Annotated in this window: 8 protein-coding genes and 1 pseudogene; 8 read left to right on the top strand and 1 reads right to left on the bottom strand. The window is 70.0% G+C overall.

Annotated elements, in window-relative coordinates:
- From ACQKIP_RS29740 to ACQKIP_RS29765, 6 genes and pseudogenes are all read left to right on the top strand, one after another.
- Positions 1–3330 (top strand): annotated as a pseudogene (locus ACQKIP_RS29740) (hypothetical protein); the annotation flags it as partial.
- 651 nt (positions 3331–3981) lie between these two features.
- Positions 3982–4422: an aspartate 1-decarboxylase gene (panD, locus tag ACQKIP_RS29745; RefSeq protein WP_365866988.1), complete on the top strand. Its 441-nt coding sequence runs from the start codon at positions 3982–3984 to the stop codon at positions 4420–4422.
- Positions 4419–4769 carry a GNAT family N-acetyltransferase gene (locus ACQKIP_RS29750; protein ID WP_365866989.1) on the top strand — a complete coding sequence of 117 codons (351 nt, stop codon included), beginning with the start codon at positions 4419–4421 and terminating at the stop codon, positions 4767–4769. The genes panD and ACQKIP_RS29750 overlap by 4 nt, the downstream gene beginning before the upstream one ends.
- Complete coding sequence (locus tag ACQKIP_RS29755; protein ID WP_365866990.1) at positions 4763–5422, top strand: aspartate/glutamate racemase family protein; 660 nt, start codon at positions 4763–4765, stop codon at positions 5420–5422. Before ACQKIP_RS29750 ends, ACQKIP_RS29755 begins: the two co-directional genes overlap by 7 nt.
- A 70-nt stretch (positions 5423–5492) precedes the next feature.
- Positions 5493–5939: a nitroreductase family deazaflavin-dependent oxidoreductase gene (locus tag ACQKIP_RS29760; RefSeq protein WP_365866992.1), complete on the top strand. Its 447-nt coding sequence runs from the start codon at positions 5493–5495 to the stop codon at positions 5937–5939.
- Between the two features lie 96 nt (positions 5940–6035).
- Positions 6036–6224 (top strand): hypothetical protein, encoded by a 189-nt coding sequence (locus ACQKIP_RS29765; protein WP_365866993.1) that lies wholly within the window; start codon positions 6036–6038, stop codon positions 6222–6224.
- 34 nt (positions 6225–6258) lie between these two features.
- On the opposite strand, the gene gndA is transcribed toward ACQKIP_RS29765, so the two are convergent.
- Complete coding sequence (gene gndA / locus ACQKIP_RS29770; RefSeq protein WP_365866994.1) at positions 6259–7701, bottom strand: NADP-dependent phosphogluconate dehydrogenase; 1443 nt, start codon at positions 7699–7701, stop codon at positions 6259–6261.
- Between the two features lie 99 nt (positions 7702–7800).
- Between gndA and ACQKIP_RS29775 the strand changes: the two genes are divergently transcribed.
- Both ACQKIP_RS29775 and ACQKIP_RS29780 read left to right on the top strand, forming a co-directional pair.
- Positions 7801–8772, top strand: coding sequence for an acetylxylan esterase (locus ACQKIP_RS29775; RefSeq protein WP_365866996.1), 972 nt, complete (start codon positions 7801–7803; stop codon positions 8770–8772).
- Positions 8773–8887: 115 nt separating this feature from the next.
- Positions 8888–10084, top strand: a complete 1197-nt coding sequence (locus ACQKIP_RS29780; protein WP_365866998.1) for a transglycosylase family protein — start codon at positions 8888–8890, stop codon at positions 10082–10084.
- The last annotated feature ends 72 nt before the right edge of the window (positions 10085–10156 follow it).

A 10156-nucleotide genomic window follows, 5' to 3' on the forward strand; every position in this document is an offset into this window, starting at 1 on the left:
CACGGCTTGCTGAAGGCAGTCGACCGAACCTGGGATGACGCGATCGAGCAGCAGGTCGCCCATGAAGAATTCGGCGTGATGCACACGATCACGGACCTCGCGGACTTCGATGTCCTTCCTGCGGCCCACACCTTGTCGCTCTCGGAGGAGCGTCGCGCACACCTCAGCGCGTTCGAGAAGGAGCGCCGCACGGCGCTCGCCGAGAAACAACGGCAACTGGCTGCCCGACTCCGCCGGTCCCAGGCCGACGAGGCACTCACCGTCGAACAGGACGTCAGCCTCCAAGAGCTGCTCGCGGACGCCCGAGCACACCTGGAACACGACCGGCCGGGCGAACTGGCCGCGGTCCGCCGCAACCTCGACCGAGTCGAGGATCTGCTGCCCCGCTACCGCGAGGAAGCCGCCGACCGGCTGCGCGCCCGCCTGGCCGCGCTGACGGACGTGAGCGCAGAGAACCGCGAACGAGTCCTGCGCAATCTGGACACCGACAGCCTGGCCACTGCGGCCGAACTCGTCTACTTCCTCGAACTGGGCGAACCGGTACCGGAGATCAGGTCCGAGGACTCGCACTTGGAGGCGTTCTTCCCCATCGTGCCGGACTCGCTGCCGGGCGGCATCGACGCTGAGTTGATCGCGGCCGTCCGCGCCCGTGGCCGGTACGGCGACCGCGCCGTACTGGACTATGCAGGACTCTCGGAGGAGGAGGCCGAACGGGCCGCCGCGGCCCTGAAGTTGTGGAGCACGCTCGCCGCGACGAAGGACCGTATCAACATCAATCCGCGCGAGAGCCTCAATCCGGCGCTGGCGCTCCTCGGATACGAGGCCCGGCGCGCACGGCCTCTGGACGATCTGCCGCGCGGCAAGGACTACCGGTTCTTCGAACTCGCGCCCGTGCACGTCACCGGCCGTGCCTGGGCGCCCGCCTTCGGATCGCAGATCAAGGACCGCGGCGGCAAGCTCCGCGCCCTGCTGATCTGGGGCCGACCCGCGGCCAAACTGCTCATCACCCGCGCTCTGCAGGACCCCGATGAGAGCAGTCTGCTCGTCGTCCACTTCGGGACGCTTGACAGCAGAACCCGTGATGAGCTGGCCGTCGCCTCCCAGGACACCAAGCCGATCATGGTGGTGGACGACGCCGCGCTGGCCTACCTCATCGCGCACGGCAACCGGCGGGTGGACGCCACGACCGAGACGCTGCTCCCGTTCTCAGCGGTGAACCCATACATCAAGGAGAAGCGGGGCCAAATCGGCCGGGAGATGTTCTACGGACGGGACCGCGAGCGCAAGAGTATCCACGACCCGGCGGGGACCCAGATCCTCTACGGCGGCCGGGGTCTCGGCAAGTCGGCCCTGCTCGCCGACGCGGGGGACCGCTTCGAGGAACAGCGGCCGGGGGCCTACCGCAAGCTCTACCTCAACCTGGACAAGATCGGCATCGGCCGGGGCACCGCACTCGGTGCCGAGGCTATCTGGCCCACGCTCGACCAGGAGCTGATCAGGCAGGGAGTTCTGGAGGAGCCCCGACGCCGGGGCCCACAACAGGAATCATGGCAGCGGGTCACCGACGGAATCGCCCGCTGGCTCGCTCAGGATCCGGACCGGCGGTTGCTCATCCTCCTCGACGAGTGCGACCGCTTCTTCGAGGCAGACGTCCCCGAGTGCACGGAGACTCGCCGGCTGCGCGGTCTGGGTGAGGACTCGCGCGGCCGGGCCAAGGTCGTTTTCGCCGGTCTGCACTCGGTGCAGCGCTTCACCCGGCTCGCCAGGAACGGCCCGTTCAGCCACCTGGCGCAGACCCCGACGGTCGTGGGACCGCTCGCCCCACAGTTCGCCGCCGACCTGATCGTGCACCCGATGCGTGCGCTTGGCTTCGAGTTCGCCGATGTCGACCTCGTCAACCGCGTGCTCGGCTTCTGCTCGTACCAGCCCTTCCTGCTGCAGATCTTCGGCAGCCGGATGGTGCAGGTCATGCAGGACAAGCGGGCGCGCGCACCACTCGCGCCGCCTCCGTACACGATCGAGGAGTCCGATGTCGACGCGGTGGAACAGGACACCTCGCTGCGCTCGGACATCACCGCGGCCTTCAAGGACACCCTCGCCCTCGACGACCGCTACCACGTCATCGCCAATGTCCTTGCCCAGCACGCCCGGGACAACGGTTTGGAAACCCGGCTCAGTGACAGGGAGTTGCGGGAGGAATGTGCCGGCTGGTGGCCCCGCGGCTTTGAGCACCTGGACAGCGAGGGTTTTCGCGCTTATCTGCAGGAGATGGTCGGCCTCGGTGTCCTGGCACCGAACAACGACGGACAGGGCTGGCACCTGCGGGGGCCCAACGCGCTCCGCATGATCGGTACCGCCCAGGAGATCGAGGCGCGGTTGCTGCGGGCGGAGACGGAGTCCCGGCTGGAGGAGACCGTTGTCCTGGAGAGCCGTCCGGACCTCTACGACGGCAGGTCCGCCCCGCTCACCGTCAACCAGATCGACTACCTGCTGGGCGAATACGTGAACCAAGTCCGCGTCGTTCTCGGTACACGGGCGACCGGCGTTGCCGATGTGGAACGGACCCTGCGTGAGGTGACGGGCAGGGTGGCGGGCTGGTCCGTGCCCGCCATCGGAAGCGCTAAGACGTTCCGCAAGGAGCTCGCCGCCGGCCGCGCGGGCGAGCGGCGACTGCTCATCAGTGATCTCTCGCTGGGCAGCGAGAAGTCCTGTCGCGAGTCCTTCGACCTGGCCAGGGCAGTGCTGCCCGAGGCCGACGAGGCGACCCGCTCCGTGGTCCTCGTGTCGAGTGTGGAACAGCCCGGCTTCTGGGCTGGCCTCCTCACCGGTCCCGACGGCGACCACGACACCATCGTGGTGCTGCGCCGGCATGACTTGCGCAGCCTGAAGGACTGGACGCAGCGCCACAGCCTGTGCGAGACGGCGGAACGGCTGACGCACCTGGCGGATGCGACCGGTGGCTGGCCGTACCTGCTGGATAAGGCGCTGCAGCTGCGTGATCGCCGACCGGACCAGGACCGGGTGCTGGCGGACCTGACGTCGTGGCTGGAGCAGAGCAGCGGCGCCGAACAGTTCGTCGACGCCGTGGGGCTGCTGGAGAACGACACCCTCAAGGCCGCCTACGACGGGGTCGTCGAGCAGCTCGGTACCGATTGGCATGACGACGCCTACCTCGTCACCGCGGCCGAGATGGCCGGTCTCTCGTACGGGGAGGCACGCGGGGCTGTCGTCTGCCTGGAAGCCCTCCAGGTGTTCGACCGGGACGGGACACGCCTGCGCGTGGAGCCGGTTCTCCACACGGCGCTGGGAGTACTTGAGGCCAAGGTCTGACCAAACGGGTGGGGCCGGGGTTGCACCTGGCCCCACCGAGACTCGACCAGCACACCCGCGTCCTGTCGGCGGCCACAATCGGAGTACCGACGGGGCGATCTACTGTGGACCTTTTCCAGCTCGCTGCCGAGCTTTGCCATGGGAGCCCCTTGGCGCTGATAGCGATGCCCGGGGAGAGGGTTAAGCATTCGGTCGGCCCCGTCGGGTCAACGGAACGGGATGGCCCACTGATTGCGAGAGCGTCTGGGGCTTTCCGGTCGTAGAACTGAGGATTCCGGAAATCTACTTGTACGAAGCGAAGGTCGTGCGCCTGCCGCTGGCTCTGTGAGCTCCGCGCGAATCGCTCGGGCTGCAGTGGGTGCTCCCGGGCAGCGAGTCATCCTGATGACCTGCACGCACCTGGTGCGACGTCAGGTAAGTCAGCATCTGGTCAGCATCAGTTCTAGAACATCCTCAAAAGGCTGTCCGAACGGGCACCTGGTCGGTGGCGTCACAACAGCCTTGTTGGTGCGGATGCCCAGGCAGGAAGCCCTATCCTCAATGAGAAGCGATGTTCCTCACAATCATCGACTCCGACGCGTGCCCGTGTAGAGTGAAGACCGCCCTTGACCTGCAGAAAGCAGGCAGGGAGCCGTCTTCCAGGAGTCCAAAGTGCTGCGTACTCTGTTCAAGTCCAAGATCCACCGCGCCACCGTGACCCAGGCCGACCTGCACTACGTGGGATCCGTCACCATCGACGCCGACCTCCTCGACGCCGCCGACCTGCTGCCCGGCGAACTCGTGCACATCGTCGACATCACCAACGGCGCCCGCCTGGAGACGTACACCATCGAGGGCGAACGCGGCAGCGGCGTCATCGGCATCAACGGCGCCGCGGCGCACCTCGTGCACCCCGGCGACAAGGTGATCATCATCAGCTATGCCCAGGTCGACGACGCCGAGGCCCGCACCCTGCGGCCCAAGGTCGTGCACGTCGAGGGCGAGCACAACCGAATCGTGGCCCTCGGTGCCGACGCGGCCGCGCCGGTGCCGGGCGCCGAAGACATGGCGCGCAGCCCGCAGGCCGCGCCCGCCCTCCAGGAGAGTCGATGAGCAGCAGCGGGATCGAGATCCGCGACGACCGGGCGCGCGGCGTCCTCGAAGCGCGTGCGGACGGCGAAGTCGTCGGCAAGATCGTCTACTTCACCCTTGACGCCCCGGAGCCGGCCCTGGTGCCGGTGCACACCGAGGTGCAGCCCGCGCACGAGGGCGAGGGCATCGCGGGAGCGATGGCCAGGGAGCTGTACGCGATGGCGGCGCGGGAAGCCGTCGCCATCGCGCCCCTGTGCCCGTACGTCGTGAAGTGGGCCGAGCGGCATCCGCAGGAGGCACCCGTTCCCTCGCCGGAACTGGCCGCCGCGGCCAGGGACAGGCAGCGGTCGGAGCCGACCACATGGTGACGCCGGCGCTTGCCCTGCTGCACACCTCGCCCGTCCACGTGCCCGTCTTCGAGGCGCTGCGCGACCAGGACCATCCGGGGTTCGCCCTGCGCCATCTCGTCCACGAGGACCTGCTCGCGCGGGCCCGCGCCGAGGGACCGGACGCGGTGGCCGACGACATCCGGGAGCTGCTGGAACGCACCGTCGCCGACGGTGCGAGCGTCGTGCTCTGCACCTGCTCCACGATCGGCGCCGTCACCGAGGAGCGCGCCGCCGCCCTCGGGGTGCCTCTCGTGCGGGTGGACCGGCCCATGGCCGCCGCGGCCGTGGCCGCGGGGCGTTCGGTGGCCGTCGTCGCCACCCTGGAGAGCACCCTGGGGCCGACCCGGGCCCTCGTCGAGGAGGAGGCCGCCCGCGCCGGGCGACCCGTCGAGGTCACGACGGTCCTGGTCGAAGGGGCCTGGGAGCGCTTCGAGGCCGGTGACGGGGAAGGCCACGCACGCCTGGTCGCGGATGCCGTCGACGCCCTGGAGGGCGTCGACTCCGTCGTCCTCGCCCAGGCGTCCATGGCGGACGCCGCGGACCGCGCCACCCTGTCCGTACCGGTCATCTCCAGCCCGCGCGCCGGCCTGCGCGCGGCTGTTCTCCGGTGCGGTGAGTACGTCAAGTCGTAGGCTGCGTGCGGGAGGTGAGTGACTGCTCACCTCCCGCGTACACCTTCGACTTCACTTCACAGGAGCGGACATGGCGCAGCAGGACGAAGAGGCCGTGATCAGTCCCACCGGCTGGGTGGCCAAGCAGGCCCGGCAGTACGAGGAGTCGGGCGGCCTCACGGGCACCGGGGTACAGGGTGTCACCTGCCTGCTGCTCGACTACCGCGGACGGCGCACGGGGACGTTGCGCCGCACCGTACTGATCTACGGCCGCGACGGCGACGACTACCTCGTCGTGGCCTCCAACGGCGGAGCCGACGAACACCCCCTGTGGTACCTCAACCTCGTCGCGGAGCCGAACGTACGGCTGCGCGTGGGCACCGAGGAGCGCTTCGACGCCCGCGCCGAGACCCTGTCGGCCGAAGAGAAGGCCAGGGTCTGGCCGGGCCTCGTCGAGCTCTTCGCGCCCTACGCGGACTACCAGGCCAAGACGGATCGCGACATCCCCGTCATGCGGCTCACGCGCACCGGAGGCTGAGATCGCAGGGCGCTGGGATGCGTGGACTCGGCGGGCGTGGGCACGCGAGGCGGGAGAGAGTGGACACGACCGATCTCCGACGTCGATGGAGGAGACATGACCGTCCCGTACCCCGAGCCCGCGCCGCCGAGCCCGATCCCCGACCCGAACACGCCGAGTCCGGTGCCGGACCCCGAGCGCCCCACACCGGGCCCCGGCCCCGTGCCGCGGCCGTCGCCGACCCCGCCGCCGACCCCGCTCCCGCCACCGGGACCGGAGCCGGAGACCGAGCCGAAGCCGGTCTGACGGCGGGCACGGCCTGCCGTGCCTCTCGGGCGTGCTAGGCCTCGACCTCCGAGCGGTCCCCGCCCCACAGGGTGTGGAACGAACCCTCTCGGTCCGTACGCCGATAGGTGTGCGCGCCGAAGAAGTCCCGCTGACCCTGGGTGAGCGCGGCCGGCAGCCGCTGCGCGCGCAGCGCGTCGTAGTACGCGAGGGCCGCGGAGAAGCCCGGCGTGGGGACACCCTGCCGGGTGGCGGCGACCAGCACCGCGCGCCAGTCGTCCTGGGCCGTGCCGATCTCCTGCGCGAACGTCTTGTCCGACAGGAGGCTCGGCAGGTCCGTGCGTGCGTCGTACGCGGCGCGGATGCGGTCCAGGAAGGCGGCGCGGATGATGCAGCCGCCGCGCCAGATGGCGGCTACCGCGCCGGGGTCGATCTCCCAGCCGTACTCCTCGCTGCCCGCGGCGATCTCGTGGAAGCCCTGCGTGTACGACACGATCTTCGAGGCGTACAGTGCCTGCTCGACCTGGTCGGCGAAGGCGCCTGCCTCGGCCTCGCTCAGCTGCTGTGCCTTCGGACCCGGCAAGTCCGCCGACGCCGCGCGCAGTTCGGAGTGGCCCGAGAGGGACCGGGCGAAGACCGCTTCCGCGATGCCCGACACCGGGACACCCAGGTCCAGGGCGATCTGCACGGTCCAGCGGCCCGTGCCCTTCTGCTCGGCCTGGTCCTGGACCACGTCCACGAACGGCTTGCCCGTCGCGGCGTCCACGTGCTTGAGGACCTCGGCCGTGATCTCGATCAGATAGGAGTCGAGGCGGCCGGTGTTCCAGGTGCGGAAGATGTCCGCGATCTGCGCGGGGGAGTAGCCCGCCACCTCGCGGAGCAGCTGGTACGCCTCGGCGATCAGCTGCATGTCCGCGTACTCGATGCCGTTGTGCACCATCTTCACGAAGTGCCCCGCGCCATCAGGTCCGACGTGGGTGACGCAGGGGGCGCCGTCCTCGGCCTTCGCCGAGATCTTCTCCAGCATCGGACCGAGCGAGGCATACGACTCGGGGGAGCCGCCCGGCATGATGCTCGGGCCGTTCAGCGCGCCCTCCTCGCCGCCCGAGACGCCCGTGCCGACGAAGTGGATGTCAAGCTCGCGCAGTTCGCGCTCGCGGCGCCGGGTGTCCGCGAAGTGCGCGTTGCCGCCGTCGATGATCATGTCGCCCGGCTCCATGAGCGGCGCGAACTCCTTGATGACGGCGTCCGTGGGATCGCCCGCCTTCACCATGATGACGAGGCGGCGCGGGCGCTCCAGGGCCGCGACGAACTCCTTCGCGGTCTCGGTGGCGATGAAATCGCCCTCGTCGCCGAACTCCTCGACCAATGCGTGCGTCTTGGCCGCCGTGCGGTTGTGCAGGGCGACGGTGTAGCCGTTGCGTGCGAAGTTGCGGGCCAGATTGCGCCCCATGACCGCGAGGCCCGTGACACCGATCTGGGCTGACGTGCTGCTCATGCCGTGGCTCCTGGAGGTGGAAGTGCCGGTGGTGTTCGCCAGTATTGCCCCGCGGCGTAGCGTGACATCCCGACACTGTGTCCGACGGAGGAGCCGCCCGTGCCCCATTTCGACATGCCGCTCGACGAACTGCGCCGCTACCGGCCCGACATGACCGAGCCCGAGGATTTCGACGCGTTCTGGGAGAAGACCCTTTCGGCCGCACGTGAGCACGACCTGGACGCGCGCTTCGTCCCCGTCGACGCGCACCTGAGCACGGTCGACGTGTTCGACGTGACGTTCGCCGGGTTCGGCGGCCACCCGGTCAGAGGTTGGCTGATACTGCCCGCCGGGACGAGCGAGCCGCTGCCCGCGGTCGTCGAGTACATCGGGTACGGCGGCGGGCGCGGCCTCCCGCACGAGCGGCTGCTGTGGTCGGCGGCGGGCTTCGCGCACTTCGTGATGGACACCCGGGGTCAGGGCAGCGGCGGCTCGGCGGGCGACACCCCCGACCCGGTCGGCAGCGGGCCCGCGTACCCCGGCTACATGACGCGCGGCATCGACGACCCCGACGAGTACTACTACCGGCGGGTCTTCACCGACGCCGTGCGGGCCGTCGAGGCGGCCCGCACGCATCCCCTGGTGGACTCCTCGCGGGTCGCCGCGGTCGGCGGCAGCCAGGGCGGCGGGATCACGCTGGCCGTGGGCGGCCTGGTCCACGACCTGACGGCGATCGCGGCCGACGTGCCCTTCCTGTGCGACTTCCCGCGCGCCACGACCATCACCGAGCGGCCGCCGTACCGGGAGATCGCGCTCTACATGAAGGCCAAGCGCGGCGCCGAGGAGCGCGTCTTCCGTACGCTCTCGTACTTCGACGGCGTGCACTTCGCCGCGCGCGGCACGGCGCCCGCGCTCTTCTCGGCGGCTCTGGAGGACATGACGTGCCCGCCGTCCACCGTGTTCGCCGCCCACAACTCCTATACGGGTTCGGAGCGTTCGATGGAGGTGTACTCCTTCAACGATCATGAGGGCGGCGGTCCCTACCAGCAAGGTGTCCAACTCCGCTGGCTCGCGGAGCACTTGAAGAGCTGACCGGGCGCGCGTCCCCTCGGTCGTGCGCTCTTGTCACGGCACGGTTCCAGCGGCTAGCTTGCCGCCTTGTCGTGTGTCTGACGTGACTGAGATGTGTGTGACTGAGGGGGCTCCCATGGCCGTACGCGGTCGTCACCGCCGGTATCAGCCGAACCGGATCAACCGTGCGTCGCTGACCGTCACGGCGGGCGGTGCCGGGATGGCGCTCCCGCTGATCGGCACCGGCACGGCAGAGGCGGCCGACGTCGACACCTGGAACAAGGTGGCGGCCTGCGAGTCCACCGGCAACTGGAGCATCAACACCGGGAACGGCTTCTACGGCGGCCTCCAGTTCAAGCAGTCCACCTGGGAGGCGTACGGCGGCACCGCCTACGCCCCGCGCGCCGACCGCGCCACCAAGGACCAGCAGATAGCCGTCGCCGAGAAGGTCCTCGACGCGCAGGGGCCCCGGGCCTGGCCGGTCTGCTCGGAGCGGGCAGGCCTGAAGCGGGGCGGCGACGCGCCCGGCATCACGCCGATGAGCGCGCCCAAGAAGGCGGCGACGAAGGCTCCCCAGCGCGACGTCAAGGACGTCAAGCCGGAGGTGACCCCGCAGTCCGCCGCGGGCCGCGGCCAGATGTACACGGTCGTCCGCGGCGACACGCTCTCCGGGATCGCCGACGAGCGCCGGGTCAGCGGCGGCTGGCAGCAGTTGTACGAGGCGAACCGCCGGACGATCGGCGACGACCCCGACATGATCACGCCGGGTCAGCGGCTCGTGCTCCAGGCCTCGCAGAAGAAGTCCGGGAAGGCGGAGGCGGCGCCCAAGGAGCGGTCGCAGCCCAAGCAGCGGGCCGAGGCCAAGCCGAAGCCGAAGGCCGAGCCGAAGAAGGCCGAGCCGAGGAAGGCGAAGCCCGCCGGGGCCTCGCAGGGCTTCTCCGCGCCCGTGGCGGCCTCGCCGAGCACCCCCTATCGCGCCGCGGGCGGCTCCTGGTCCAAGGGCTACCACACGGGCGTCGACTTCCCCGTGGCCACCGGCACTTCGGTAAGGTCCGTCGCCGCTGGCACGGTGGTGTCGGCCGGCTGGGGCGGCTCGTACGGCTATGAAGTGGTGATCCGGCACGGCGACGGCAAGTACTCCCAGTACGGCCACCTCTCGGCGCTGACCGTGAAGTCCGGCCAGAAGGTGGGCGCGGGGCAGCGCATCGCGCGCTCGGGGTCCACGGGCAACAGCACGGGCCCGCATCTGCACTTCGAGGTGCGCACGGGGCCCGGCTTCGGTTCCGACGTCGATCCGCTCGCGTATCTGCGGGCCCACGGCGTCCGGATCTGACGCGGACGGACCTGAGGCCTCGACAGGCCTTGCACGACTGAAGCCCCCGGAGGAATCCGGGGGCTTCAGTCG

The organism is Streptomyces sp. NPDC059900, assembly GCF_050270335.1.
Classification (GTDB): domain Bacteria; phylum Actinomycetota; class Actinomycetes; order Streptomycetales; family Streptomycetaceae; genus Streptomyces.